At 58.1% G+C, this 23821-nt stretch carries 28 protein-coding genes and 1 other RNA gene; 16 read left to right on the plus strand and 13 right to left on the minus strand.

From position 1 onward, the window contains the following. The first annotated feature begins 62 nt into the window (after positions 1-62). Positions 63-1352, plus strand: a complete 1290-nt coding sequence (gene guaD / locus ACR0D7_RS03885; protein ID WP_480677816.1) for a guanine deaminase — start codon at positions 63-65, stop codon at positions 1350-1352. On the opposite strand, the gene ACR0D7_RS03890 is transcribed toward guaD, so the two are convergent. From ACR0D7_RS03890 to ACR0D7_RS03900, 3 genes are all read right to left on the minus strand, one after another. Next, complete coding sequence (locus ACR0D7_RS03890) at positions 1349-2683, minus strand: 8-oxoguanine deaminase (protein WP_480677817.1); 1335 nt, start codon at positions 2681-2683, stop codon at positions 1349-1351. The two genes, guaD and ACR0D7_RS03890, sit on opposite strands and share 4 nt — an antisense overlap. Positions 2684-2798: 115 nt before the next feature. After that, positions 2799-3590 carry a histidinol-phosphatase gene (gene hisN, locus ACR0D7_RS03895; RefSeq protein ID WP_480677818.1) on the minus strand — a complete coding sequence of 264 codons (792 nt, stop codon included), beginning with the start codon at positions 3588-3590 and terminating at the stop codon, positions 2799-2801. 45 nt (positions 3591-3635) lie between these two features. Continuing rightward, positions 3636-4007, minus strand: a complete 372-nt coding sequence (locus ACR0D7_RS03900) for a helix-turn-helix domain-containing protein (protein WP_058280151.1) — start codon at positions 4005-4007, stop codon at positions 3636-3638. Between the two features lie 334 nt (positions 4008-4341). On the opposite strand from ACR0D7_RS03900, the gene ACR0D7_RS03905 reads away from it, so the two are divergent. Then, the gene (locus ACR0D7_RS03905; protein WP_480677819.1) at positions 4342-5298 is read left to right on the plus strand and encodes an NADPH:quinone oxidoreductase family protein; all 957 of its coding nucleotides are present in this window, start codon (positions 4342-4344) and stop codon (positions 5296-5298) included. Here the strand turns inward: ACR0D7_RS03905 and ACR0D7_RS03910 are convergent. Next, positions 5295-6176, minus strand: coding sequence for a LysR family transcriptional regulator (locus tag ACR0D7_RS03910; protein ID WP_170383348.1), 882 nt, complete (start codon positions 6174-6176; stop codon positions 5295-5297). The two genes, ACR0D7_RS03905 and ACR0D7_RS03910, sit on opposite strands and share 4 nt — an antisense overlap. Before the next feature lie 126 nt (positions 6177-6302). Here ACR0D7_RS03910 and ACR0D7_RS03915 point away from each other — a divergent pair, with 126 nt between their 5' ends. Beyond that, positions 6303-6512, plus strand: coding sequence for a DUF1127 domain-containing protein (locus tag ACR0D7_RS03915; protein ID WP_170383350.1), 210 nt, complete (start codon positions 6303-6305; stop codon positions 6510-6512). Between the two features lie 182 nt (positions 6513-6694). Beyond that, positions 6695-7474, plus strand: a complete 780-nt coding sequence (locus ACR0D7_RS03920; RefSeq protein ID WP_170383352.1) for a Bax inhibitor-1/YccA family protein — start codon at positions 6695-6697, stop codon at positions 7472-7474. A gap of 173 nt (positions 7475-7647) precedes the next feature. Here the strand turns inward: ACR0D7_RS03920 and ACR0D7_RS03925 are convergent, their stop codons facing one another. After that, the gene (locus ACR0D7_RS03925; protein ID WP_170383354.1) at positions 7648-8154 is read right to left on the minus strand and encodes a membrane lipoprotein lipid attachment site-containing protein; all 507 of its coding nucleotides are present in this window, start codon (positions 8152-8154) and stop codon (positions 7648-7650) included. A gap of 208 nt (positions 8155-8362) precedes the next feature. Next, a complete protein-coding gene (gene rpmG / locus ACR0D7_RS03930) occupies positions 8363-8530 on the minus strand; it encodes a 50S ribosomal protein L33 (protein WP_037309480.1) in 168 nt (55 codons plus the stop codon). Positions 8531-8810: 280 nt separating this feature from the next. Here rpmG and ACR0D7_RS03935 point away from each other — a divergent pair, with 280 nt between their 5' ends. The 3 genes from ACR0D7_RS03935 to ACR0D7_RS03945 all read left to right on the plus strand — a co-directional run bounded on the left by ACR0D7_RS03935 (position 8811) and on the right by ACR0D7_RS03945 (position 10696). Next, positions 8811-9446 (plus strand): DUF1326 domain-containing protein, encoded by a 636-nt coding sequence (locus tag ACR0D7_RS03935; RefSeq protein ID WP_170573241.1) that lies wholly within the window; start codon positions 8811-8813, stop codon positions 9444-9446. A 12-nt stretch (positions 9447-9458) separates the two neighbouring features. Next, positions 9459-10295 carry a DUF2182 domain-containing protein gene (locus ACR0D7_RS03940; RefSeq protein WP_480677820.1) on the plus strand — a complete coding sequence of 279 codons (837 nt, stop codon included), beginning with the start codon at positions 9459-9461 and terminating at the stop codon, positions 10293-10295. A 68-nt stretch (positions 10296-10363) separates the two neighbouring features. Further along, entirely contained in the window at positions 10364-10696 is a 333-nt protein-coding gene (locus tag ACR0D7_RS03945; RefSeq protein ID WP_170573245.1) for a GYD domain-containing protein, read from the plus strand. Positions 10697-10705: 9 nt separating this feature from the next. Here ACR0D7_RS03945 and rnpB read toward each other — a convergent pair. From rnpB to gatC, 5 genes are all read right to left on the minus strand, one after another. Beyond that, positions 10706-11103: RNase P RNA component class A (rnpB, locus tag ACR0D7_RS03950), an RNA gene on the minus strand. A gap of 129 nt (positions 11104-11232) precedes the next feature. Then, positions 11233-11934: an N-acetylmuramoyl-L-alanine amidase gene (locus ACR0D7_RS03955; RefSeq protein WP_480677821.1), complete on the minus strand. Its 702-nt coding sequence runs from the start codon at positions 11932-11934 to the stop codon at positions 11233-11235. Continuing rightward, positions 11885-12598: a hypothetical protein gene (locus ACR0D7_RS03960; RefSeq protein WP_480677822.1), complete on the minus strand. Its 714-nt coding sequence runs from the start codon at positions 12596-12598 to the stop codon at positions 11885-11887. Before ACR0D7_RS03960 ends, ACR0D7_RS03955 begins: the two co-directional genes overlap by 50 nt. Positions 12599-12638: 40 nt before the next feature. Next, a complete protein-coding gene (gatA, locus tag ACR0D7_RS03965) occupies positions 12639-14126 on the minus strand; it encodes an Asp-tRNA(Asn)/Glu-tRNA(Gln) amidotransferase subunit GatA (protein WP_480677823.1) in 1488 nt (495 codons plus the stop codon). A 3-nt stretch (positions 14127-14129) separates the two neighbouring features. Beyond that, positions 14130-14417 carry an Asp-tRNA(Asn)/Glu-tRNA(Gln) amidotransferase subunit GatC gene (gene gatC, locus ACR0D7_RS03970; RefSeq protein ID WP_058280141.1) on the minus strand — a complete coding sequence of 96 codons (288 nt, stop codon included), beginning with the start codon at positions 14415-14417 and terminating at the stop codon, positions 14130-14132. A gap of 229 nt (positions 14418-14646) precedes the next feature. On the opposite strand from gatC, the gene ACR0D7_RS03975 reads away from it, so the two are divergent. Continuing rightward, on the plus strand, positions 14647-14805 hold the full coding sequence (locus tag ACR0D7_RS03975) for a DUF4148 domain-containing protein (protein WP_170573257.1): 159 nt from the start codon (positions 14647-14649) through the stop codon (positions 14803-14805). Between the two features lie 142 nt (positions 14806-14947). After that, positions 14948-15511, plus strand: coding sequence for a DUF4202 domain-containing protein (locus tag ACR0D7_RS03980; protein ID WP_170573259.1), 564 nt, complete (start codon positions 14948-14950; stop codon positions 15509-15511). Here the strand turns inward: ACR0D7_RS03980 and ACR0D7_RS03985 are convergent. After that, complete coding sequence (locus ACR0D7_RS03985; RefSeq protein WP_480677824.1) at positions 15502-16158, minus strand: ceramidase domain-containing protein; 657 nt, start codon at positions 16156-16158, stop codon at positions 15502-15504. The genes ACR0D7_RS03980 and ACR0D7_RS03985 overlap by 10 nt on opposite strands. Positions 16159-16218: 60 nt before the next feature. Here ACR0D7_RS03985 and ACR0D7_RS03990 point away from each other — a divergent pair, with 60 nt between their 5' ends. After that, the gene (locus ACR0D7_RS03990; RefSeq protein WP_480677825.1) at positions 16219-16911 is read left to right on the plus strand and encodes a metal-dependent hydrolase; all 693 of its coding nucleotides are present in this window, start codon (positions 16219-16221) and stop codon (positions 16909-16911) included. Here the strand turns inward: ACR0D7_RS03990 and ACR0D7_RS03995 are convergent. After that, the gene (locus tag ACR0D7_RS03995) at positions 16901-17362 is read right to left on the minus strand and encodes a nucleoside deaminase (RefSeq protein WP_480677826.1); all 462 of its coding nucleotides are present in this window, start codon (positions 17360-17362) and stop codon (positions 16901-16903) included. The genes ACR0D7_RS03990 and ACR0D7_RS03995 overlap by 11 nt on opposite strands. Between ACR0D7_RS03995 and ACR0D7_RS04000 the strand changes: the two genes are divergently transcribed. The 6 genes from ACR0D7_RS04000 (at position 17361) to ACR0D7_RS04025 (ending at position 23811) form a co-directional block, all read left to right on the plus strand. Further along, positions 17361-18233: a pseudouridine synthase gene (locus ACR0D7_RS04000; protein WP_480677827.1), complete on the plus strand. Its 873-nt coding sequence runs from the start codon at positions 17361-17363 to the stop codon at positions 18231-18233. The genes ACR0D7_RS03995 and ACR0D7_RS04000 overlap by 2 nt on opposite strands. Positions 18234-18407: 174 nt before the next feature. Next, complete coding sequence (locus ACR0D7_RS04005; protein ID WP_480677828.1) at positions 18408-19322, plus strand: 5-bromo-4-chloroindolyl phosphate hydrolysis family protein; 915 nt, start codon at positions 18408-18410, stop codon at positions 19320-19322. A 31-nt stretch (positions 19323-19353) separates the two neighbouring features. Then, positions 19354-20544: a toxic anion resistance protein gene (locus tag ACR0D7_RS04010; protein ID WP_170573271.1), complete on the plus strand. Its 1191-nt coding sequence runs from the start codon at positions 19354-19356 to the stop codon at positions 20542-20544. Next, on the plus strand, positions 20504-21514 hold the full coding sequence (locus tag ACR0D7_RS04015) for a DUF2927 domain-containing protein (RefSeq protein WP_480677829.1): 1011 nt from the start codon (positions 20504-20506) through the stop codon (positions 21512-21514). The genes ACR0D7_RS04010 and ACR0D7_RS04015 overlap by 41 nt, the downstream gene beginning before the upstream one ends. 21 nt (positions 21515-21535) lie before the next feature. Beyond that, positions 21536-22684 carry an SPFH domain-containing protein gene (locus tag ACR0D7_RS04020; protein WP_480677830.1) on the plus strand — a complete coding sequence of 383 codons (1149 nt, stop codon included), beginning with the start codon at positions 21536-21538 and terminating at the stop codon, positions 22682-22684. Positions 22685-22719: 35 nt separating this feature from the next. Continuing rightward, on the plus strand, positions 22720-23811 hold the full coding sequence (locus tag ACR0D7_RS04025; RefSeq protein ID WP_480677831.1) for a TFIIB-type zinc finger domain-containing protein: 1092 nt from the start codon (positions 22720-22722) through the stop codon (positions 23809-23811). Positions 23812-23821: the final 10 nt, after the last annotated feature.

A 23821-nucleotide genomic window follows, 5' to 3' on the forward strand; every position in this document is an offset into this window, starting at 1 on the left:
TACCCACAAGTTTTGCCCGCTTATGCTGTTTCACAGTCCCAGACAGGCGGAGATAAATGAAAATGGCGCAAAAAACGCTGCTGAAAGGGCGCGTCCTGAGTTTCACAGGCTCCCCATTTGAGGGCGAACCGACCGAAGCCGTCAAGATCAGCGAGGCGGTTCTGATCGAAGACGGTCGCATTTCCGCCATGGCGGATGCCGACAGCCTACGCGAAGCCCATCCAGACGCCAGCATTGTGGATCATGGTCAGCATGTGATCATGGCAGGGTTCGTGGATGCACATGTGCACTATCCGCAGACCGCCATGATTGCCAGTTGGGGCAAACGCCTGATCGACTGGCTGAACACCTACACCTTTCCCGAAGAGATGAAGTTCGGCGACCCCAACTATGCGTCCGAGATCGCCAACCGGTATCTGGATCTGACCACGGCGCATGGCACTACGACCATGTGCAGCTTTTGCACCATTCACCCCGAAAGCGTCGATGCGTTCTTCACGGCCGCACAACAGCGAAATCAACGCGTGGTCGCAGGTAAAACCTGCATGGATCGCAACGCGCCTGAGGGGCTGAGGGACACGGCGCAAACGGCTTACGACCAATCCGAAGCGCTTCTTGAAAAGTGGCATGGTGTTGACCGCCTATCCTATGCGATCACGCCGCGCTTCTCCCCCACCTCGACGCCCGAACAACTTGAGGCGATGGGCGCATTGTGGGCCGAACATCCACATTGCCTGATGCAAACCCACCTGAGCGAACAGACGGACGAAATCGCTTGGGTCCGCGAGCTCTTCCCCGATGCGCGCGACTATTTGGACACTTACGAAAAATTTGGCCTGTTAGGGTCACACGGTGTTTACGGCCACGTCATTCACCTCGAACCGCGCGAGCGTGATCGCTTGCGCGAGGTCGACGCGTCGCTGATTCACTGCCCGACTTCGAACACCTTTATCGGTTCCGGCTTGTTCGACATGGACGGGCTGATGCGGGATAGGCACCGTGTCGGTCTCGCGACGGATACCGGCGGCGGGTCCAGTTTCTCGATGTTGCACACAATGGCATCGGCTTATGAGATCGGGCAACTGCGCGGGTCGCCATTGCACGCCGCACAATTATTGTGGCTCGGCACCGTCGGGTCGGCTCGTTCTTTGCGGTTGGACGACAGCATCGGCAACGTCGCGCCGGGTATGGAGGCCGATCTGATTGTGCTCGACCTCGCGTCTACTCCGGCCATCGCCCAGCGCGAGGCCTGTGCCGAAGACTTGTGGGAGGCCATCTTCCCCACAATCATGATGGGCGACGACCGGGCGATTGCCGAAGTCTGGATCGCCGGTCGGCGCGTCACCTCCTAGGCCTGCAAAGCGCGGGCTAACTGGTTCTGCCGTTCAATCACGCGGGGCATATCCAATGTGGTGACATGCCCATCGCGCACGATTTGGCGCCCCTCTACAAACAGATGTTTGACTTTCATCGGCCCGGCCAGCAGCAGCGCTGCCGGATCCCAACTGCCCGCGCTTTCGATGCAGCGCGTATCCCAGATAGCAATGTCTGCGCGTTTACCCGATTCCAGTCGCCCGCAATCTGTGCGGTTCAGGACATCGGCCCCGCCGCGCGTGGCGATTTCAAGCGCTTCCCTCGACGACATTGCATCCGCACCATAGGCAACCCGCTGCAGCAGCATGGACTGTCGCGCCTCAAGGATCAGGCTGCCGTTGTCATTGCTGGCGGATCCATCTGCCCCTAACCCAACCGGCACGCCCTGATCTCGCATGGCACGGATCGGCGCAATTCCAGACCCCAGCCGGCAATTTGAACAAGGACAATGCGCGACGCCAGTCTGTGTTCTGGCAAATAGATCAATCTCGGCCCCGTCCAGCTTGACGCAATGGGCGTGCCAGACATCGGAACCGGTCCATCCCAATTCCTCGGCGTATTGGCCGGGACGGCACCCGAACTGCGCCTGCGAATAGGCAATATCCTCATCGTTTTCGGCCAGGTGAGTGTGCAGCATCACGCCCTTGTCCCGTGCCAGAACCGCAGCATCGCGCATCAGGTCGCGACTGACCGAAAATGGGGAACACGGCGCCAAACCGACGCGGCACATCGCACCCTCGGACGGGTCGTGGAATGCGTCGACGACACGGATCATATCTTCAAGGATCGCGTCTTCACGCTCGACCAGCGAATCCGGAGGCAGGCCCTCATCGCTTTCGCCGATGCTCATCGCGCCACGCGTGGGTTGAAACCGCAGACCAATCTCGACCGCCGCTGCAATCGTATCGTCCAACCGCGATCCGTTCGGGTACAGGTACAGATGATCAGAGCTGAGCGTACAGCCAGACAAAGCCAGCTCTGCCAAACCAATCTGGGCTGACACGAACATCTCTTCCGGTCCAAAACAGGACCAGATCGGATAGAGCGTTTTGAGCCAGCCGAACAACAGCGCGTCCTGCCCGCCGGGCACCGCGCGAGTCAGAGTTTGATAGAGGTGGTGATGGGTGTTCACCAAGCCCGGCGTCACGATGCAGCCGGTGGCATCGTGTACCTCTCCGCTTGTTTGCAGATCGTAGCCGATCTGTTCAATCTGCCCACCGCGAATCAGCATATCCGCGCCGGAAAGTTCACGGCGCGAGTCGTCCATCGTCAGGATCGTATCTGCACTCTTGATCAGGATTTCAGTCATTTCGCCCTCCTTGCATCAGCCCGTTTCATGCAAGAAGTGCCTAGGCTGGCGGAAAACGGACACAAGAACCAGCCAAGTTGAATCTACCCGACCAGCCATGCCTGAACAACTGATATTAGAAGTTACGCAAAAGCTCCAAAGCCGCCGCATGCATATCTGCGTTCGCTGCGGCCAATACCCGCCCGCCCTCATGAGCCGGGCCGCCTTGCCAATTGGTAACGATACCTCCAGCGGCTTCAATCACCGCAATCGGCGCCTGAATATCGTAGGCGTTCAGGCCCGCTTCTATCACCAGATCAATCTGCCCTGCAGCCAGCAAAGCATATGCGTAGCAGTCCATGCCATAGCGGGTCAGGCGGACATTCCGGGCCACAACCTCGAACCCGGCTCGTTCTTCAGCGCTGCCAACTTCGGGAAAGGTAGTAAACAAAAGCGCCTGATCCAGACTTGAGGTCGACCGGGTCTTTAGCTGCGTCGTACCGTTCGGGCCAGTCGACAGCGCGACCTCTGCCGAGCCCACAAACCGTTCGTTGATGTAAGGTTGGTCGATAACACCCAGGAACGGGCCATCCTGATTGCCCAAAGCTATCAAAACGCCCCAAGTGGGTGTCCCACTAATAAAGCCGCGTGTGCCATCAATCGGGTCCAGCACCCATGTTCGACCGCTGCTCCCCGAAACCTGACCGAATTCTTCGCCAAAAATTCCGTCATCAGGACGATATTTTGCCAAAACCTCTCGCATCGCTTTTTCGGCATTCCGGTCAGCCACGGTCACCGGATCGAAACCATCATCCAGTTTGTTGGATGTCTCAAGATTCGACTGCCTGAAAAACGGAAGAATGGCCGCACGCGCCGCGTCGGCCATTTCTTCGGCTACTTCCAGATCGCTTAAAGACGTCTTTTGCATGCGCTACCCGTGCGGTTCACACGCACCAGAGTCAACCCGGTTCGTTCAGGCCACGTCACTCAGAACGCGAGCAAGCTCAAACAGACGGCGGCGCTGGTTTTCCGGAATTGCATAATAAGACCGAACCAAATCCAGCGCTTCTTTGTCCCCCATCAAATCGGCAGGCACCGATTTCTTGCCAGTCGCTTCCTTCTCGGCCTCTTCCAAGCCCTCAAAGAAAAAGCTGACGGGTACGTCCAATGCCTCGGCAATATCCCAAAGGCGCGACGCACTGATTCTGTTGGCCCCAGTTTCGTATTTTTGAATCTGTTGAAACTTTATACCAACCTGTTGCGCCAACTGCTGTTGGGTCATGCCAATCAGCCAGCGGCGATGTCTGACGCGCTTTCCCACATGGACATCGACGTGATGGGTCATTGGTATTCTCCTCTACTACACACAACCAATTCGGGTGTGCGATGCATTAACTCTACCGCAACACTAGCGAGACGCCCTTAACCACTCCCTAAGCAGGACGAAACCCCCAAATCAGCACCGCTGCCAATATCGCGCTTTTTTGGATTTTTTTCAAGAAGGTTGAATCTGTTTTATCTGACGAATGGCTCCGGTTGTGCCCTATTAATCCGGTACACGTGGTTACCGTTGGGTAAATCTAGCACGCCGATTTCAACGCCTGTCCGGGACAAAAAGGTAATAGATTGACAATCTTCAAACAGCGAGAACTTATGCGGCAAACTACCGGAGGGCGACTATGCTGGCCTATAGAATTCAAGCCAAGGGCGCAGCCGCCCAGATTTGCGACATTGACGTTCCCCATCCGCAAGAAGGTCAGGTGCGCGTTGCCATAAAAGCCTGCGGTTTGAATTTCGCCGATCTACTGATGCAGAAAGGGACGTATCAGGACACCCCCCCTGCCCCGTTCACACAAGGCATGGAAATTGCAGGGGTAGTCGATGAGGTTGGGCCGGGTGTTTCGCACTTGGCACCGGGTGACCGGATTGCTGTATATTCGGGTCAGGGCGGTTTGGCCGAGTATGGAGTGTTTGACGCCGAGCGTGCGATTCCACTGCCAGATTCAGTCAGCTTCGAAGACGCTGCTGCAATTCAGATCGCCTATGGCACCAGTCACATCGCGCTCGACCATCGTGCTCGCCTGCAACCCGGCGAGACCCTTCTGGTCACCGGGGCGGCGGGTGGCGTTGGCCTGACGGCGGTTGAGATCGGCAAGTTGATGGGCGCAACCGTAATTGCCCATGCCCGGGGCGCGGAAAAACTGGCCGTCGCCAAAGCCGCAGGTGCGGACCACCTGATTGACGCGTCCGAAGATCTGCGGACACGCGTCAAGGAACTGGGCGGGGCGGACGTCGTGTATGACGCGATTGGCGGCGAGGTGTTCAAAGCGGCCTTCCGCGCCACCAACCCCGAGGGGCGATTGCTTCCTATTGGCTTTGCTGGCGGTGATGTGCCTCAGATTCCCGCCAACCACCTGCTGGTCAAAAACCTGACCGTCATCGGCTTTTATATCGGCGGTTACCTGAGCTTTCGCCCTCAAATCGTGCAGGACAGTTTTGACACGTTGTTCCGTTGGTGCGCCGAGGGGCGGATCAAGCCGCATATAAGCCATACACTGCCCCTGACGGAGGCTGAGCAAGGTCTACAACTGCTTCGAAATCGCACCGCGACCGGTAAGGTTGTGATAACGCCTTAACCAGCCACTGCCTTCAGCGGCGCACTGCCGAGCATGCGGAAATTCTGGCGAACCAAAGCCGCCAGCGCTTCGACCAAGGGACCTCGACCAGCCTCGCCGCCGTAAAGGTTAATCATGTGCGCGGGCAGATCGGGCAGCACGCCGCCATCGTCGATCTGCACCAGATGCGCAGCCTCGGTACCATCCAGCATCGCATGAATGGCAAGGTCGGCGGACACGGTCGCTTCGATTGTGCGGTCATTTTCGGTTTCAACCAGCAGCTCCCATGGAAGCCCTGCCTCATCCAGTGCCGCTATCATCTGTGGACGGAACATGCAGCGGCGACCCACCGCAATGGGAATCGGGCGCTTGCGCCAGGCCGATCCGCCAGATGCACCGATCCAACGCAGCGGTAGTTCGGCGACGGTTTCGGAACCCTCGCTCCCGCTGGCCTCGGTCGTTAGGATCAGGTCGCATTCACCGCGCTTGAACATTTCTTTCAGCTGCAGGGAATATGAAGAGATCAACTGCACCCGCACCCGTGGGAAATCCACGTTAAACCGCTGCAAGACACGTGGGATCGCCGGGTAAACGATATCGTGCGGCACACCCAGAACGACCTCACCCTCAAATGCCTGATCGGTCAGCTTCGAGATGACCTCATCATTTAGCACAATCATGCGACGGGCATAGGCCAGCAACTGTTCGCCAGATGCTGTTAGCGCAATGGTCCGACCGCTCCGGTCCAAAAGTTCGAGGCCCAACAGCTCCTCAAGACGCTTCAACTGCATTGAAACGGCTGATTGCGTCAGGTGGAGGAAACCGGCAGCCCGCGTTACGCCGCCCTGATCCGCCACCGCCACGAACGACCGCAAAGTCGTAATGTCCAAATTGCGCATCTTCACGAATCCTTATGCATCACTTCAAAAATATTCATTTTTAAAATGTGTCATATCGCGCCATATAAATCAAGGAACTTGATGGGACGCATCGAAATCATCAAACTCCGTGAAAGGATAATTATTATGACCCAAATTGCAATTCATAGACCCTGCCCGCCCCGTCGCCGCTTTGGCCTGACCTTGTTATGGAACGTGCTGTCACTGCACCGCCAGCGCCGCGCTCTGGCGCGACTGGATGCTCGCGCGCTGGAAGATATCGGAATCACCCGTGAACAGGCCGAAGCCGAAGCCAGCCGCCCGGTGTGGGATGCACCGGAATTCTGGCAAAAGTAACTTTGCAACGAAACTTTCCCTACAGAATGGCGATCCGCTGCCGCAGGTCGCCATTTTGTTGCGAGTTTTAACCGGTTTCCGGCGCTAAAGCCTTGAAACACGACCCACAGTTGCCGATATTTGCGGGGAACGGGGCCTGAATATCAGGTCACGAGAAGAATAATGCAAAGGGAGACCCTTTAATGGCACAATTTGACACGATCCGGACGGCGACCGGCGCGCGCGCTGCCCAGATTGACGAGGGCCTACGCGCCCACATGAACAAAGTCTACGGCACAATGTCCGTGGGCATGCTGATCACGGCGCTTGCCGCATGGGCAATTGCCGGTCTTGCTGTAACCTCCGATCCGACCAACGCGGTGGCCCAGATTGGCGCTGACCGTTACCTGACCAGCCTGGGTGGTGCACTGTTCCTGTCGCCGCTGAAATGGATTGTGATCTTTTCACCGCTGGCCTTCGTGATGTTTGGCTGGGGTGCGCTGATGCGGCGCGCATCGGCTGCGGGTGTACAACTGGGCTTTTTCGTCTTCGCCGCCGTAATGGGCGTGTCGATGAGCTCGGTGTTCATGATCTACACCCCCTATTCGATCGCACAGACATTCATCGTGACCTCGATTGCCTTTGCCGGTCTTAGCCTCTTTGGCTACACCACCAAGCGCAACCTGAGCGGCATGGGTACGTTCCTGATGATGGGCGTGATCGGTCTGCTGGTGGCGATGGTCATCAACATCTTCCTGCAATCGCCCGCAATGATGTTCGCCATCTCGGCCATCGGCGTGCTGATCTTTGCTGGCCTGACCGCATTCTACACCCAGGATATCAAGAACACCTATGTTGCACACGCAACCCATGGTGATCAGGAATGGCTGGACAAAGCCGCGATTGACGGCGCACTGAGCCTGTACATCTCGTTCCTGAACATGTTCCAGTTCCTGCTGATGTTCATGGGGCAGCAAGAATAACGCTGCGCGGCTAGCATCCAATGACACAGGGCGGGTCTACAGTGACCCGCCCTTTTCTTTTTGCAGCAACAACAGGGTGACTAACGCGCGCGCCCCTCAGGACGTAAAGTGCTCTAAAATAGAAAAGGCCCCGTCCGAATGGCGGGGCCTAAGAAAATCAAAAGTTTGAAGCCTTAGCTGCAATTCAGCGCAACAGCAAACCCCGAGCTTCGCTGGGAAGAGCCTTTGCGGTAGACGTCACCCGCAGGCAGGCAGCCAGTAAACTGCTCTGCGTTCTGACCAAATCTCGCGCCGACTGAGTTGTCGACCTTTGTACTGCTATTTTCGGTCTGTAGAACACCAAACAAGGTACCGTTAACCGCTACCGTGCTCAGGAACATGTTCGTATCGGACCCAGTCAGAACAACCGCATTGGTATCGCTGCGCCCTCCGTTATCGATTGCAACCCGCGCAACCTTTTCAGGGTCTGTCGCGTCCGTCGTGACCTGAATAGCAGGCAACACAGCCAGTTCCGCCGGGACGTTCGTTGCAGGAGGAAGAACGCCTACAGCCCCCGGCACATCAGAAATGCTGCGGGGTTCACCATCGATCCCCGTAAATCCGACACCGGAGCGGTTATAAGGGTCTTCACAGGCCGCAAGGGCCAATACAGCTATTGTGGGTAACAAGATTTTTTTCATGATGGCCAACATTTTGGAACGGTTTGTTGAAGCGTAGAGGCAAGCCATTCAAAAAAGCAACCCGTCGCAAACTCGATTACGCTTCCCTCTGATGCTTCGTTGCAACGGCCCAACGGCCTGTACGCGGCCTCCTACCGCAACCAACGCGCAACAAAAAAGGGTCCTGCCATGGCAGAACCCTTTGAACTTGTCCAAGTAGGACGGCAGATTACTTGATCTTGCCTTCCTTGTACTCGACATGCTTCCGAACGACCGGATCGTATTTACGAATGGTCATTTTCTCGGTCATGGTGCGTGCATTTTTCTTGGTCACGTAGAAGTGGCCCGTGCCCGCGGTCGAGTTCAGACGGATCTTGATTGTCGTCGGCTTCGCCATGGTTATCTCCTGCGTCCGGAAAGGCAGGGGCCTTTCGGTTGAATTCCTATGAGCGTGCGCTTTTACCCGGTCGCGCCGCCGAGTCAACCAGATTCCGTGCACAACATACATAAAACCTGTGTTTGGACCCTGCCCCAGTTTGGTGTGCTCACGGTTCTGTGATAAGGTCGTCCAATTACACCCAACAAAGAAGCCAGTATCAGGCTCGCATCCCGAGGCATCAGGAACAGGCGGAACCCTCTGTCAGCAGAGTATTAGAACATGTCTTTGGGGGGCTATCATGACCGAATGGAAACTTCAGGCCGAAGAATTGGCCAATTGCAATTGCAACTTTGGATGTCCGTGCCAGTTCAGTGTTCTGCCGACCCATGGCAACTGCGAGGCGGTCGCCGTGTTTGATATTGAATCCGGGCACTACGGCGATACAGACCTTGCCGGGGTTCGCGCCGCGGGTGTGTATCACTGGCCAGGCGCGATTCACGAAGGCAACGGTCAGATGCAATTGATCATTGATGACAGTGCTACCCCCGACCAAAGAACCGCCATTCAAGCCATCATGATGGGTGAAGACACCGATGAGTTGGCAACCATGTGGTACGTCTTTAGTGCGATGTCTCCAACAAAGTACGAGACCCTGTTTGTCCCGATCGAGGCAAACTGGAATCGAGAAGAGAGAACAGGCTTTGCCAAAGTCTCTGGCGTTTTCGACGTAGAGGTAAATCCGATTCCGCATATCGTTTCAGGAGCACCCCATCGGGCCTCTATTCACCTGCCCAACGGATTCGAATACCGACACGCCGAGGCCGCCTCGGGGACCGCCAAGACACATGGCGGTGAAATCAGTCTGACCTTTGACGCGACCCACGCACATCTGGCGCATCTCAATATCTCGGGCCACGGTGTACTGGGCGCTTAAACGGGGGTTGGCATGGCTGTGAATTCGCCTCGCCCCGGCGTTGTGGATCGCGTGCTGCGGCATGACAACGGGATTGTTCTGTCATGCGTGCTTCTAATCATACTAGGGGCCTCGTGGTATACCGTCACCGGTATCGGTATGAATATGACAGCCATCGACATGACCCGGATGGCGGGTCCGGTCGGCAACCCCATGCAAATGGCGACCGAGGTCCGATGGACGCCGACATATGTTGTCCTGATCTTCCTGATGTGGTGGGTCATGATGATCGCGATGATGACCCCCAGCGCCGCGCCTACTGTTTTGCTTTTCACCGCGATCAAACGAATGGGGCCAGACAAGGCCCGTGCATCTAGACTCAGCTTGTACTTTCTGACTGGTTATCTGGTGGCATGGGCCGTGTTCAGCGCTTTTGCTACAGGGGCGCAATGGGGGCTTGAGCTGATCGGCTTGTCTGACGGGCCGATGATGACGATCAAGTCCAAGGCGTTCGCGGGAAGCGTTCTGATCGCGGCGGGGCTTTACCAGCTCTCGAACCTGAAAACCGCCTGCCTGCGCCATTGCCGCAGCCCGGCCCAATTTCTGGCGGATCACAACAGACCCGGTGCCTATGGCGCGTTTCGCACTGGCGCGTTGCATGGCGCCTTCTGTCTGGGTTGCTGCTGGGCTTTGATGCTGCTGTTATTCGTTGGCGGGGTCATGAACCTCTATTGGATCGTCGGCATCGCCATCTACGTCGCGCTGGAAAAACTGATGCCACGGGCGCGGTGGCTTGTTCCGCTTACTGGTTTGGCGTTGATCGCCGCAGGCATTTGGCTGGTTGCAAACCTACAAATCGCGGCAGGGTAATACGCGCATGAGGGCCAAAGGACCGGCCAAATTTCGGGTCCTGCATCAACTTTTAACAGGAGGTAATCATGCCTATTTTCATTACTTACGCATCCTATTCGCAGGATGGCGTCAAGGGAATGCTGAAGAAGCCCGTGGATCGTTCAGGTGCGGTCAGGGCATTGCTGAAGAAAGCCGGTGGCAAACTGTTGGCATTCTACATGACCACGGGCGACAATGACGTGGTGGTCGTCAGCGAATTGCCGGATGGCACGGATGCCGTGGCTATCGGTATGGCCGTTGCAGCATCAGGCGCAGTGTCCAAGGTTGAAACCGTGCGCGCGTGGAAGGCTAAGGATTTTGTCGCTGTTTCCAAGAAGGCCGCGAAACTTACCGGAGCCTACAAGGCGCCAGGCCGTTAATCAGGAAATACGCGCGGAGGGCCTGTAAGCCGGATCTTGTTCCGGGGTTGCCCCCTTTGATGACCATTCCTCTAGGCCGTGCATTGCTGCGCGGCTCAAGCTGCCAACCCGGTCCCTCTCGGCCAAGACGCGCTTAGCGGCGGTATCGGCTGACGCCGACCGGCCCGCGCGGGGACCCTATTTGGCATTGCTCCCGGTGGGGCTTGCCGTGCCGCCGCTGTTGCCAGCGGCGCGGTGGGCTCTTACCCCACCGTTTCACCCTTACCCTGGGCCGAGGCCCCGGGCGGTCTGATTTCTGTGGCGCTTTCCGTCGGGTTGCCCCGCCCGGGCGTTACCCGGCACCGTTGTCTTGTGGAGTCCGGACTTTCCTCTCGGGCTTACGCCCCAGCGGCCATCCGGCCCTCCGCGCTGGCGTTGGGTATGCTTTGGGACAGGTGGCGTCAAGAGTGGATGGGGCAATGAAGGGGCCAGCCCCTTTTTGGCCTGCGGCCAATTCAACCCCGAGATATTTTTGGCCAGATGAAGTGCGGATCGACTTACTTGGGCAGCGGTTCGAGGTCGGCTGGCACCAGAGGGCCTTTGCCCCATGGGCGGTATCTGAGACGCACGGCTGCGAGCAGTGTATCGTCGTCTGCCTCAGCCGTGTAACCTGCGGAACGGGCCAGAGCCCGGAATGTTTGGGTTTGATTTTTGTGCGAGTTCTCTTGGCACCGCAGACCGGCAAGCTTGGAATGTTCTAGGCGTTGCCATGGAAAGCGTGAACCAGGATCGGATTTACGGCCCGGAGCCATATCGGAATGGCCAATCACCCGTTCCGGCAGGATCGACCACCGTCGCATGATTTGACCAAGAAGGGTTTCAAGCACCGAAAGTTGGGGTTCAGGGAAGGGATGAAAGCCTGTGTTGTCCATTTCAATCCCAATCGAACGGGAGTTGATATCAGTCTGGCCTCGCCACTCCCCCGCTCCGGCGTGCCAGGCCCGGTGGTCTTCACTGACCATCTGCCACAGTGTTCCATCCCTACCGATGAGATAGTGTGCCGAGACTTCGCAGGCAGAATCACAAAGTCGGTCCAGCGCTGCCTTTGCACTGTCCATTGCCGTATAGTGCAATACGATAAGGGATGGCGTCAGCCCTCCCTTGCGTTCACTAAAGTTCGGGGATGGGCGCCAGATAGGTGTGAGTGATTCAGTTGTTGACGGCACTGCGGAACAGGCTGGGATCCCAGCCGCAGGCATAGCCGTCACCATCCGGGTCGAGGCCTTTACGGTCGCGCTGTGGACCACCATTTGCAAGGAACTCGATCTGTGCCTGATCGGGCGACGGGAAACGCGCGCAATTGCGTTGCGCCTTGGCCTGCAGATTGAAACCCGCGCGGCTGTAAAGTTGCGTTCCGACCGGGTTCGAGGTGTTCAGCGCATATTGCACAATATTGGGCTGGCCGTCCGAACCGCGCGGTGGAACGGCGGTGGGGGCGACCACCTCATAGGTTTGGCGGTTTTGTTCGATCAACGCCGCATCAGATTCGATGGTGCGGCGGCCAGAGACGGCTTCGAAATCCTGCTCATCGGAAATCGCTGTGTTTACAGGATCTTCGACGGGTGACGGTACTGGCGTGATTGCGCTTTGACCGGACGTATTGGCCAGTGCAGCGGCGGTAGCCGAGGCGAGGTCCGCATTGTCGCCGGTTGGCAACGCTGCCGTGCCGCCCGATGCGCCAAGCGGCTGTTCGGTTACTTCAGTCGGGCCAAGCAGCGGGTTTCCAGTGTACCCTTGTCCTGCCAGCTGTGCCTCACGCTGAGCCTGATAGGATGGTGTGTTGAAATCCGTACCGCCTATGGGGGCCACCGTATTGCAGGCGGCCGCCAACCCGATTGCGGGGATCAGAAGCGTAAAGCGCATCCAGCTGCTCCGTCTTGCGTTCTCTTGCCTGTCTTTAGGCTTACCACCATTTACCCGGCTTGGCCACAAACCCAGCCGCGTTTTCCAAAGCGTAGGCCGTGTTCAGCAGATCACCCTCTTCCCACGGGCGTCCGATCAGTTGCAAACCAAGCGGCAGACCTTGCTTGTCCAGACCAGCAGGTACCGAGACACCCGGTAGGCCAGCCAGGTTCACCGTCACCGTGAAGACGTCGTTGAGGTACATCTGAACCGGATCGGCTTCGGTCATTTCGCCCAGACCAAAGGCTGCGGACGGCGTTGCCGGGGTCAGGATCGCATCGACACCTGCGGCGAAAACATCTTCGAAATCTTTCTTGATCAGCGTCCGCACGCGGCGCGCACGGTTATAGTACGCATCGTAGAAACCGGCCGATAGCACATAGGTGCCAACCATGACACGGCGTTGCACCTCGTGACCGAAGCCCTCGGCGCGCGTTTTCTCGTACATCTCGGTGATACCGTCGCCCTGCGCCAGCGTAGCCCGGCGGCCATAGCGGACACCGTCATACCGGGCGAGGTTCGAAGACGCCTCGGCCGGGGCGATCACATAATACGCAGGCAGCGCATATTTGGTGTGGGGCAGTGAGATATCGACGATCTCGGCACCTGCGGCTTTCAGCATCTCGGCGCCGTCGGCCCACAGCTTTTCGATCTCGGCTGGCATGCCGTCCATACGATATTCTTTCGGGATGCCGATCTTCTTACCCTTGATGTCACCGGTCAGCATTGCCTCGAAATTCGGCACGGCCAGCTCAGTGCTGGTAGAATCCTTGGGATCGTGGCCGCACATCGCCTCGAGCATGATGGCTGCATCGCGCACGTTCTTGGTCATCGGACCCGCTTGGTCCAGCGAGGACGCAAAGGCCACGATGCCCCAACGCGAGCAACGGCCATAAGTCGGCTTGATGCCAGTGATGCCTGTAAACGCGGCTGGCTGGCGGATCGAGCCGCCGGTATCAGTACCGGTTGCGGCCAGACACAGGTCCGCCGCCACAGCCGAAGCGGATCCGCCCGACGAACCACCGGGTGTCAATTGCGCGTCGTCATTGCCACGACGCCACGGGCTAATCGCATTTCCGTAAACCGAGGTCTCGTTGGACGAGCCCATCGCGAATTCGTCCATGTTCAACTTGCCCAGCATCACCGCACCAGCATCCGCCAGTTGCTGCGAAACGGTGGATTCGTATTCGGGCTTGAAGCCTTCCAGAATTTTTGAGGCCGCCTGCGAGGGCACGCCCTTGGTGCAGAACAGATCCTTGATGCCGATCGGCAGACCACACATCGACGGCGCGTCGCCATCCTTGATCCGCTCATCCGCAGCCTTGGCACGCTCCAGAGCGATCTCGGGTGTCTTGTGGACAAATGCGTTCAGCGCGTCGGCTTCATCTATGGCCTTCAGGCAGGATTCGGTCAGCTCGACCGAGGTTACGTCACCCTTACGCAGCGCGTCGCGGGCCTCGGCCAGGCCCAGTTTGTTCAGATCGCTCATGTCTTACTCCACCACTTTGGGGACTGCGAAAAAGCCCTCGCGTGCGTCGGGGGCGTTGGCCAGAACCTTGGCCTGCTGGTTGCCGTCGGTCACCACATCCTCGCGACGTTTCAGACGCATCGGCTCGACCGAAACCATCGGCTCGACGCCTTCGACATCGACCTCATTCAGTTGCTCGATGAACCCAAGGATGGTGTTGAACTCGGACGCCAGCGCGGGCAGCGCGTCATCCTCGACCTTGATCCGGGCCAGTTTGGCCACCTTGGCGGCGGTGCTTTGGTCAATCGACATCGGAAAACCTCATATGCGTTAGGGGGCATTTACCCGTCTGATGCAGCAGTCGCAAGAGTACCAGGGGTTGGATGTGATCTTGTTTCGCCGAACGACTGCAGGCCGCTATTCAAATCAGAATGTGTCACACACAAAAAAAGTAAACCGATTAGTTCAGATCACATCTTGAAAAACTAAACTGTACTGTTCATTTCATATCCACGACATAGCCGCAAACCGGAGAATGAAAATGAAAACCTTCATCACTGCAGCCCTTTTGACAGCAACCATTCTGAGCGCACCGGCTATGGCTTTCGGTGTCCCCACGAACAACCTGATCCCCAACCTGTTGTTCCCTGAACCGGTTCAAGAACCGGTCACGCGGGGCCAAGTAAATTCGAGCAAATAACATAGATGATGTAGCCGGGCCGTCCCCCTCCGGCCCGGCCGAGATGCAAAAGGCTGCTGCATCTCCGACAACCAACAGCTACGATGGTCAGAACTAACCCGCCGGACTGCATCGAAAATCCGGCAAACCAACGGAGCGGAAGATGAGCGCACGCAAGCAATCGGTTCTGGACGCGATAGATGCGGCCAACAGGCAAGACACCAACCTCGACGATGGCCAGCCCGTCGAATTGCTCTACGGACAGCGGATGAGCGCCGAGTTGGACCGACTGTTCCCCGACGCTTCGGATATTTTGCAGATCGCCGCGCGCGGGCAGCACGTGGAACGCTGGAAGCTGGCTCGGAGCGAATACCCCGAAGGACGCGCCGGATATCTGGCCTGGCGCAAGGCGCAAGGTGTACACCACGCCGAGATTGTCATGGCGATGATGGAGCAAGCTGGTTACAGCGCGGACGAAGTTGAAACCGCTGGTCGCATGCTACGCAAGCAGGGCATCAAGCGCGATGACGAGGTTCAGGCGCTGGAAGATGTGATCTGCTTCGTGTTTCTCAAATGGTACTTTGCACCCTTCGCGGAAAAGCACTCGGCCGAGAAAATCCAACGCATCGTCGAGAAAACCGCGCGCAAGATGTCAGCTGAGGGTCGAGCGCGGGTTTTGACCGAGTTTGACCTGCCGGAACATCTGGCTGCCGCGTTTCAGGGCTGAGGCACGCGGGTCATGTGCCTGCGATACACCTCAATCATCCAACCCAGCATGACGGCGTTCAGGATGTGCCACATGAAATGCGTACCCAGTGGCACCTGCGCGCAAATGGGGTCGTCCAGCGCACGAAAAGTGATCGAGGCAATCAGGATCACCGCTCCGGTAGCGAGGCCACGGGCGGTATCCGGCACACGATTGCGCAACAGATAGGCATAAGTCAGGATCAGCAGCGGCACCGGCGCATAAGCTGCTGATCCCCCCAAGCCGGGAACGAATTGAAACAGAGGCACTGTTGCGACTGCATAAGGAATGAACAGCGCGGCCAGGAGCGCAGCAGGCAACAGATTCATATGCCAGACATCGCGATTGATCGCGAAGATATAGACCAGAATAAAAAGCAGAATCGGCACGACATCCGCCATCGCGGACCAAACCTGCGCGTGGGTGTGGAACAGGTAACTGCCCACACCGATCGCGGCCAAAATCAGCACCAACATCATAGCCAGCGGCATCCCCTGCCCGCGCACCCGCCACCACATGATTAGCGCTGCAACTAAAAACGCCGCGTTTGTCACGGCGTTGATCGGCTCGGCCCAATAGGCAGGCGTCAGCCGCTCGCAATAGCCGTCAATTTCCTGAAACCAGTCCATGAACTTTTACATAGCCGATGCTAAGTTGATGCCAACAGTTTGTTTTGGGAGGACGTTTTCATGAACATCATTTGGCTGGGCCACGGCAGTTTCCGCATCGAAACCGTTGGGCAGGTTCTGCTGATCGACCCCTGGCTGACCGGCAATCCGGTGTTGTCCGAAGAACAGCACGACGCCGCGTTGGACGGTGCGACGCATATTCTTCTGACCCACACCCATTTCGATCACGTGGCCGACGTGGTGTCGCTGGCCAAGCATCTGAATGTACCCGTGGTCGGCCAATACGACCTGATGGGATATTGGAGCGAGGCCGAAGGGCTGGAGACCATCGGGTTCAACAAGGGTGGCACAGTTGACCTGAACGGTGTGATGGTGTCGATGGTGCCCGCGTCGCACAGCTCGACCTTTTCAACACCCGAGGGACTGCGGACCGGAGGCAGTGAGGTTGGCTTCATGATCGCCTCAGAGGGGCGTATGCTCTACGTGTCCGGCGACACCGATATCATGGCCGATATGGATTGGATGGGCGACTACTACAAACCCGATATCGGCATTCTGTCGGCGGGTGGGCATTTCACCATGGATATGAAAGCGACGGCTTATGCGGCCAATCGGTATTTCAACTTTAAGACGGTGATTCCCTGTCATTACAAAACCTTCCCGGTTCTGGAGCAATCCGCTGAGGCGCTGGTCGACGGGTTACCGGGTGTCGATGTGATCGAGCCGGAGGTTATGAAACCCATCACTCTTTAGGGTCGCGCCGCGCGGCAAAGAAGGCTTTGAGCAGGTCAGCAGCTTCCTGCCCCGCGATTCCGTCATAAACTTCGGGGACATGGTGCGCCTGTTTATGGGTAAACACCCGCGCACCATGCGCCACACCGCCGGATTTCGGATCGGCGGCCCCGTAATAGATGCGCCGAATACGCGCCGCAGCCAACGCAGCCGCGCACATCGCACAGGGTTCTAAAGTTACATAAAGATCGTGATCCAGCAGGCGTTCCGACCCGACCTCGGCACAGGCGGCGCGCAGGGCAAGAATCTCGGCATGCGCTGTGGGATCACTCAGCTCACGCGTCCGGTTGCCCGCCGAGGCCACAACGCGACCGTCAGGCGCGACGATAACGGCCCCCACCGGGACCTCTCCGCGACCTGCTGCGGCCCGCGCCTCAATCAGCGCTTTGTCCATATGCGATCTGAACTCCATGCCCCTGACTGCATCAGAAACCTGTCTTTCGCAAGCGGGCGGGATGCGCTATGGGCTGCGGATGAGCAAAACCCCTCCTCCCGGCGACCGGATCGCCAAAGTGCTTGCCCGCGCGGGCGTTGCCTCGCGCCGTGAAGCTGAACGCATGATCGAAGCCGGTCGTGTGACCGTGAATGGCAAGACAATCGACAGCCCTGCGCTGAACGTCACAGCCAGAGACAAGATCACAGTGGACGGCAAACCGGTTTCCGAGCCGGAACCCTCGCGCTTGTGGCTGTATCACAAGCCGCCCGGCCTGGTGACGACAACACGCGACGAAAAAGGGCGCGCGACCATCTTTGACAACCTGCCCGAGGACATGCCGCGCGTCATGAGCGTTGGGCGGTTGGACCTGAACTCGGAAGGGTTGCTGCTGCTGACCAATGATGGCGGCATCAAGCGCAAGCTCGAGCTGCCCTCGACCGGATGGTTGCGCAAATACCGTGTGCGCGTGAATGGGCGCCCCAAGGACGAGGATTTTGCACCTTTGCGCAAGGGGTTGGTGATCGACGGTGAACGGTTCTTGCCGATGGATGTCTCTCTGGATCGCCAACAGGGCGCAAACGCTTGGCTGACAATCGGTCTGCGCGAAGGAAAGAACCGCGAGATTCGCCGCGCGATGGAGGATATCGGATATGCCGTGAACCGCCTGCTGCGCGTGTCATACGGGCCGTTCCAGCTGGGCAGCCTGAAACCCGGTGAGGTTGAAGAAATCCGACGCCGCGTGATGCGCGATCAGTTGGGACTGGACGCGGAACCCGAAGACAAAGCCAAACGCCCGGCGCGACCGCAAAGAAAACGGGCACCGATCGGCAAGAAAACTCGCAAGTGACGCAGGTTTAGCAACCTTCCCCCTAGCGCCAAGCCCGCGCATCTCCTAAATTTTCCGTAGTTGCTGCGATTGGGGAACGCCATGTCAGGGACCGGAGTACAAAAACTGGCCTACGCGGCCCTGCTGGTGCTGTTATTCGGCGTCTGCACCGGCGTGCTTGGGGGCTTGTAGCGCATGGCAAAACGATATGGCGGAAAATACAGCCCCGAGGGCGATGGGTCCGGCGACGATCAGACACCACGAGGTCAGTTTCAGGGCGCGCGTGTCGAGCCCGCAGGTGCGCGTGCCAATATTCTGTTCCTGCCAGCCATCCCCCTGATTTTTCTGTCGCTGAACGACGGTGCGATTGGGATGACTATCGGGCTGATCGCAGCCGGTATATTGACCGCTGCCGCTTTCCTGTTGCGCGAAGGCCTACGCGCCGAAGCTGCATATAACGCGCGCCGCACCGCTCGTCGCCCGTCCTTTCCCCGCAAGATATTCGCAAGTGTGCTGACCGGTCTTGGCGCCGCGCTGGCCTCATATCGCGCGGAATATTTGGATGCCGAGACTGCCGCTCAGGCCAGCCTACTGGCCCCGATCCTCTTTGGAGCCGTGGCAACGGTGCTGCATTCCGTATCATTTGGCCTGGACCCGATGAAAGACAAAGGAATGGAGGGGATTGACACCTTTCAGCAAGACCGCGTGGCCCGCGTTGTTGAAGACGCCGAATCCAACCTGACGAAGATGACCGACGCCATCAAACGCGCGGGCGATCGCCGGGTCGAAGCACGCGTTGAACGGTTTCAGGACACTGCCCGCGACCTGTTCCGCACTGTTGAAGAAGACCCCCGCGATCTGGCAGGGGCCCGCAAATACCTGACGGTCTACTTGCAGGGCGCACGCGACGCGACGATTAAATTTGCAGACGTTTATGCCCGCACGCGGGATGCGCAGGCGCTGGCGGATTACACGTCTCTTCTAGATGATCTAGAGCAGAATTTCGCAGCCCGCACCCGCAAGATGCTATTGGATGATCGCAGCGATCTAACAGTTGAAATTGATGTGTTGCGCGAACGGCTGCAACGCGAAGGCGTCCGGTTGGACTGACCGGCCGATTATTTGAGAGAGGATTATTCCCATGTCCGAAGAGATCAAGACCAAGGCGGTCGAGGCTGAAACACTGGTAGAGGAAGTAACGGCAGTTGCCCTTCCCGAGCCATCGACCGAAGTCGTCTCGCTTGAGGATGCCGACGAGCCGGTCAGCGCAGAAATCCGCAAGCGGATGAATGAGATCGACATGGGCAACACCAATTCGATCGTCGCTTTTGGATCATCCGCACAAGCGGAGTTGCAGGAAATCAGTCAGGCTATGCTGGCAGACGTCCGCAACAAGGACGTCGGCCCCGCCGGCGATAGCCTACGCAACATAGTGACCACGATCCGCGGTTTCTCGGTCAGCGAGCTTGACGTGCGCCGCGAGCGTAGCTGGTGGGAAAAACTGCTGGGCAAAGCCGCACCTTTCGCCAAGTTCACCGCCCAGTACGAAGAAGTTCAAGGCCAGATCGACAGGATCACCGATGACTTGCTGGGCCATGAGCACACACTGTTGAAAGACATCAAATCGCTGGACCTGCTCTATGAAAAAACCCTTGGGTTCTATGATGAACTGGCGCTCTACATCGCAGCCGGTGAGGAAAAGCTGACCGAGCTGGACAGCCACGACATTCCCGAGAAAGAGGCCGCAGTCCAGGCCGCGGCCGAAGACGAGCAAGTCATGAAAGCGCAAGAGCTGCGCGACATGCGCGCCGCGCGCGACGATCTGGAACGCCGTGTTCACGACCTGAAACTGACACGCCAGGTGACTATGCAGTCCTTGCCCTCGATCCGGCTGGTTCAGGAAAACGACAAGTCGCTGGTGACAAAGATCAACTCGACCTTGGTCAACACCGTGCCGCTGTGGGAAACGCAACTGGCGCAAGCTGTTACCATTCAACGCAGCGCCGAAGCCGCAGCAGCAGTACGCGACGCAAACGATCTGACCAATGAGTTACTGACCTCGAACGCAGCCAACCTGCGCGAGTCGAACAAGATGATCCGAGAGGAAATGGAACGCGGCGTATTCGACATTGAAGCGGTGAAACAGGCCAATGCTGACCTGATTGGTACAATCAACGAAAGTCTGGCTATTGCAGACGAAGGCAAAGCCAAGCGCGCCGCTGCCGAGCAGGAGTTGCAGAAGATGGAGGCCGAACTGCGCGACACACTCGCCGCCGCCAAGGCGCGGAAGGATGGTACCGGTGACAATGCCGGAACGGCGGTGCCGGGCTGACGGCAGGTTAGGTGTGCGGTTTAAGGGCCATCTGAAACCCGTATTGGGCGTGTTGTCGTTGTTGGCCTTGGCCAATTGCGACGAAACGCTTTCGTCTTCAGTTGCACCACAACCACGACCGGCAGTCGTGGCACCTGCGCCCAACGCCTATGTCCCCCCTTCTGCGGCAAGTCAGGATCTGGCCCGTTTCTATCAGCGAGTAGAGCGCGACCTTCTGACCCGTGGCCTGCTGCGGGTGGACGGTGGCGGCCCGGACACGCCCTACGATGCCGACGATCTGGCGCGTAATTTCGAAGCCATCGCCTTTTATAGCGAATATCCCGATCACGCAGTGACCGCCTCGTCGCTCAGGACGGATGGGCAACTCAGCCGTTGGACAAGTCCAGTGCGCGTTCAGACCGAGTTCGCCCCGTCGGTTCCGCCCGATGCACGCGAACAGGACACTGCACAGGTCGAGGCGTACACGGCGCGGCTGGCCAAGCTGACGGATCACCCGATTTCAGTTGTTAATCGCAAGGCCAACTTCCATGTGTTCTTTGCTGGCAAGGATGACGGCAGTTATGTGGTGGCACGTCTTAAGCAGCTCATTCCCAATATCAGCCAGGCCTCTCTGGATCTTGTCGCGAACCCACGTGCCAATATCGACTGTTTCGTTTTCGCTTCGGCCACAAGCAATGCTCCGAACCGTTACGTGCGCGCAGTGACGCTGATTCGAACCGAGTTGCCCGACTTGTTGCGCCGCAGCTGCATTCATGAAGAGATTGCTCAGGGCCTCGGACTGTCCAATGACAGCCCCACCGCACGGCCCTCGATTTTCAACGACGATGATGAGTTTGCGCTGCTGACAAGTCACGACGAGAAACTACTGACAATGCTCTATGACCCGCGCCTGACACCCGGCGTGACAGCCGAGGACGCCCGCCCCGTGGTGCGGATCATTGCACGCGAATTGATGGGCCAGCAGCTCTGAACCCAAGGAAAGGAGACCCCGATGGGTATTTTCGATTTTCTGACCGGAGAATTTATTGACGTCATTCACTGGGTCGATGACACCCGCGACACCATGGTCTGGCGGTTCGAGCGAGAGGGACACGAAATCAAATACGGTGCCAAGCTGACTGTCCGCGAAGGTCAGGCGGCGGTGTTCGTGCATGAAGGCCAACTGGCCGACGTATTCACGCCGGGTCTTTACATGCTTGAGACCAACAACATGCCGATCATGACGACCCTGCAGCACTGGGATCACGGCTTTCAGTCTCCGTTCAAATCCGAGATCTATTTCGTCAACACGACACGGTTCAATGATCTGAAATGGGGCACCAAGAACCCGATCATGCTGCGTGATCCCGAATTTGGTCCGACCCGCATCCGGGCCTTTGGCACCTATACCGTACGTGTGAAGGATGCCGCGAAATTCCTGGTCGAGATCGTCGGCACCGATGGTGAGTTCACCATGGACGAGATCAGCTTTCAGATTCGAAACATCATCGTTCAGGAATTCAGCCGCGTGATCGCCGGGTCGGGCATTCCAGTTCTGGACATGGCCGCCAATACCGCCGATTTGGGCAAATTGATCGCGGCTGAGGTTTCCCCGGTGCTGGACAGCTACGGGCTGGAGATGCCCGAATTCTACATCGAAAACATCTCGCTGCCGCCGGCGGTCGAGGCCGCGCTGGACAAGCGCACCTCGATGGGGCTGGCAGGTGATCTGGGCAAGTTCACACAGTATTCCGCGGCCGAAGCCATGACTGCTGCAGCCAATAATCCAGGTCAGGGCGGAGGCATGGGTGCCGGCCTTGGCATGGGAATGGGCGTGGCTATGGCACAACAGATGTCGAACATGGCAGCGGGTCAGCCTCGCGGCCCGTGGGGCAGTCCCGCACCCGCTGCCCCGCAACCCGCGGCACATGCGGCACCGCCGCCTCCCCCGCCTGTCGAGCATGTGTGGCATATCGCGGTTGACGGTCAGACCAGCGGGCCATTCTCGAAGGCCAAGATGGGCCGCATGGCAACGGACGGAGAGATCACCCGCGACACCCATGTCTGGACGGCTGGTCAGGACGGCTGGAAAAAGGCTGGTGAGGTGCAGGAACTGGCACAGCTGTTCACCATTTTGCCACCGCCTCCGCCCGGAGCGTGACCCTTCAGACGCGGGCGTAAGAACAGGCTCTCACGATGACCAAAGAACACAGATTTCCCTGCGAGCAATGCGGCGCGGATTACAGGTTCAATCCCGGTGATGGCAGTCTGACCTGCGACCATTGCGGACATTCCGAAGCAATCGGCGCTGGCCCCTGGGGTGGCGCCAGCCTGAAGGAACTGGATTTCGACGCTGCAATAGCGGATCAGCTGCCGGACAGCGAGATCGAGGAAACGCGTGTTCTGTCTTGCCCCAACTGCGCGGCTCAGGTCGAATTTGACCCCGCCACCCACGCCACCGAATGCCCGTTCTGCGCGACGCCAGTGGTTACGGATACCGGGACCAATCGGCACATCAAACCGCGCGGCGTGCTGCCGTTTGCTCTGGACGAGCGCACTGCTCACAAGGCGATGGGGGATTGGCTGGGTCGTCTCTGGTTCGCGCCCAACGGGTTGAAGGAATATGCCCGTAAAGGCCGTAAGATGCAGGGCATCTATGTTCCGTATTGGACCTTCGATGCGGACACCACGTCCAGCTATCACGGGGAACGAGGTACCATTTACTATGAAACGCGAACCGTCATGCGTGATGGCAAACGTGTTCAACAGCAGGTGCCCAAGGTGCGTTGGTCGCCGAAATCTGGTCGGGTGAAACGGTTCTTTGACGACGTTCTGGTGCTGGCCTCAAGATCTTTGCCCAAATCCTATACAGACGCGCTGGAGCCCTGGGACCTGCCCGCATTGGAACCTTATCAGCCGGAATATCTGGCCGGGTTCAGGGCCGAGGCCTACACGGTCGAATTGCAGGAAGGATACACCGAGGCCCGCGGGTACATGGCCCGCGTGATCGAGCGGGATGTTCGTTTCGACATTGGCGGTGACCGTCAGCGGATACATGCGATTGATACGGATGTGCGCGACGTGACCTTCAAACATATCCTACTGCCGGTCTGGATGGCGGCTTACAAGTATCGTGGCCAGACCTATCGGTTCGTCGTCAACGGGCGCACTGGGCGTGTTCAGGGAGAACGCCCTTGGTCAGCCATCAAGATCACCGTTGCCGTTGTGATGGGCCTGCTTGTAGCCGCTGGTGTCGGGTACCTGATGGCAACTGGCCAGCAGGGCTGACACGGGCCGC

This window comes from Ruegeria sp. BB7, from assembly GCF_056539365.1.

Excerpts from the sequence above, each read along its gene's own strand:
- guaD (WP_480677816.1), top strand. The coding sequence starts at position 63 with ATGGCGCAAAAAACGCTGCTGAAAGGGCGCGTCCTGAGTTTCACAGGC.
- ACR0D7_RS03890 (WP_480677817.1), bottom strand. The coding sequence starts at position 2,683 with ATGACTGAAATCCTGATCAAGAGTGCAGATACGATCCTGACGATGGAC.
- hisN (WP_480677818.1), bottom strand. The coding sequence starts at position 3,590 with ATGCAAAAGACGTCTTTAAGCGATCTGGAAGTAGCCGAAGAAATGGCC.
- ACR0D7_RS03900 (WP_058280151.1), bottom strand. The coding sequence starts at position 4,007 with ATGACCCATCACGTCGATGTCCATGTGGGAAAGCGCGTCAGACATCGC.
- ACR0D7_RS03905 (WP_480677819.1), top strand. The coding sequence starts at position 4,342 with ATGCTGGCCTATAGAATTCAAGCCAAGGGCGCAGCCGCCCAGATTTGC.
- ACR0D7_RS03910 (WP_170383348.1), bottom strand. The coding sequence starts at position 6,176 with ATGCGCAATTTGGACATTACGACTTTGCGGTCGTTCGTGGCGGTGGCG.
- ACR0D7_RS03915 (WP_170383350.1), top strand. The coding sequence starts at position 6,303 with ATGACCCAAATTGCAATTCATAGACCCTGCCCGCCCCGTCGCCGCTTT.
- ACR0D7_RS03920 (WP_170383352.1), top strand. The coding sequence starts at position 6,695 with ATGGCACAATTTGACACGATCCGGACGGCGACCGGCGCGCGCGCTGCC.
- ACR0D7_RS03925 (WP_170383354.1), bottom strand. The coding sequence starts at position 8,154 with ATGAAAAAAATCTTGTTACCCACAATAGCTGTATTGGCCCTTGCGGCC.
- rpmG (WP_037309480.1), bottom strand. The coding sequence starts at position 8,530 with ATGGCGAAGCCGACGACAATCAAGATCCGTCTGAACTCGACCGCGGGC.
- ACR0D7_RS03935 (WP_170573241.1), top strand. The coding sequence starts at position 8,811 with ATGACCGAATGGAAACTTCAGGCCGAAGAATTGGCCAATTGCAATTGC.
- ACR0D7_RS03940 (WP_480677820.1), top strand. The coding sequence starts at position 9,459 with ATGGCTGTGAATTCGCCTCGCCCCGGCGTTGTGGATCGCGTGCTGCGG.
- ACR0D7_RS03945 (WP_170573245.1), top strand. The coding sequence starts at position 10,364 with ATGCCTATTTTCATTACTTACGCATCCTATTCGCAGGATGGCGTCAAG.
- ACR0D7_RS03955 (WP_480677821.1), bottom strand. The coding sequence starts at position 11,934 with ATGCCTGCGGCTGGGATCCCAGCCTGTTCCGCAGTGCCGTCAACAACT.
- ACR0D7_RS03960 (WP_480677822.1), bottom strand. The coding sequence starts at position 12,598 with ATGCGCTTTACGCTTCTGATCCCCGCAATCGGGTTGGCGGCCGCCTGC.
- gatA (WP_480677823.1), bottom strand. The coding sequence starts at position 14,126 with ATGAGCGATCTGAACAAACTGGGCCTGGCCGAGGCCCGCGACGCGCTG.
- gatC (WP_058280141.1), bottom strand. The coding sequence starts at position 14,417 with ATGTCGATTGACCAAAGCACCGCCGCCAAGGTGGCCAAACTGGCCCGG.
- ACR0D7_RS03975 (WP_170573257.1), top strand. The coding sequence starts at position 14,647 with ATGAAAACCTTCATCACTGCAGCCCTTTTGACAGCAACCATTCTGAGC.
- ACR0D7_RS03980 (WP_170573259.1), top strand. The coding sequence starts at position 14,948 with ATGAGCGCACGCAAGCAATCGGTTCTGGACGCGATAGATGCGGCCAAC.
- ACR0D7_RS03985 (WP_480677824.1), bottom strand. The coding sequence starts at position 16,158 with ATGGACTGGTTTCAGGAAATTGACGGCTATTGCGAGCGGCTGACGCCT.
- ACR0D7_RS03990 (WP_480677825.1), top strand. The coding sequence starts at position 16,219 with ATGAACATCATTTGGCTGGGCCACGGCAGTTTCCGCATCGAAACCGTT.
- ACR0D7_RS04000 (WP_480677827.1), top strand. The coding sequence starts at position 17,361 with ATGCCCCTGACTGCATCAGAAACCTGTCTTTCGCAAGCGGGCGGGATG.
- ACR0D7_RS03995 (WP_480677826.1), bottom strand. The coding sequence starts at position 17,362 with ATGGAGTTCAGATCGCATATGGACAAAGCGCTGATTGAGGCGCGGGCC.
- ACR0D7_RS04005 (WP_480677828.1), top strand. The coding sequence starts at position 18,408 with ATGGCAAAACGATATGGCGGAAAATACAGCCCCGAGGGCGATGGGTCC.
- ACR0D7_RS04010 (WP_170573271.1), top strand. The coding sequence starts at position 19,354 with ATGTCCGAAGAGATCAAGACCAAGGCGGTCGAGGCTGAAACACTGGTA.
- ACR0D7_RS04015 (WP_480677829.1), top strand. The coding sequence starts at position 20,504 with ATGGTACCGGTGACAATGCCGGAACGGCGGTGCCGGGCTGACGGCAGG.
- ACR0D7_RS04020 (WP_480677830.1), top strand. The coding sequence starts at position 21,536 with ATGGGTATTTTCGATTTTCTGACCGGAGAATTTATTGACGTCATTCAC.
- ACR0D7_RS04025 (WP_480677831.1), top strand. The coding sequence starts at position 22,720 with ATGACCAAAGAACACAGATTTCCCTGCGAGCAATGCGGCGCGGATTAC.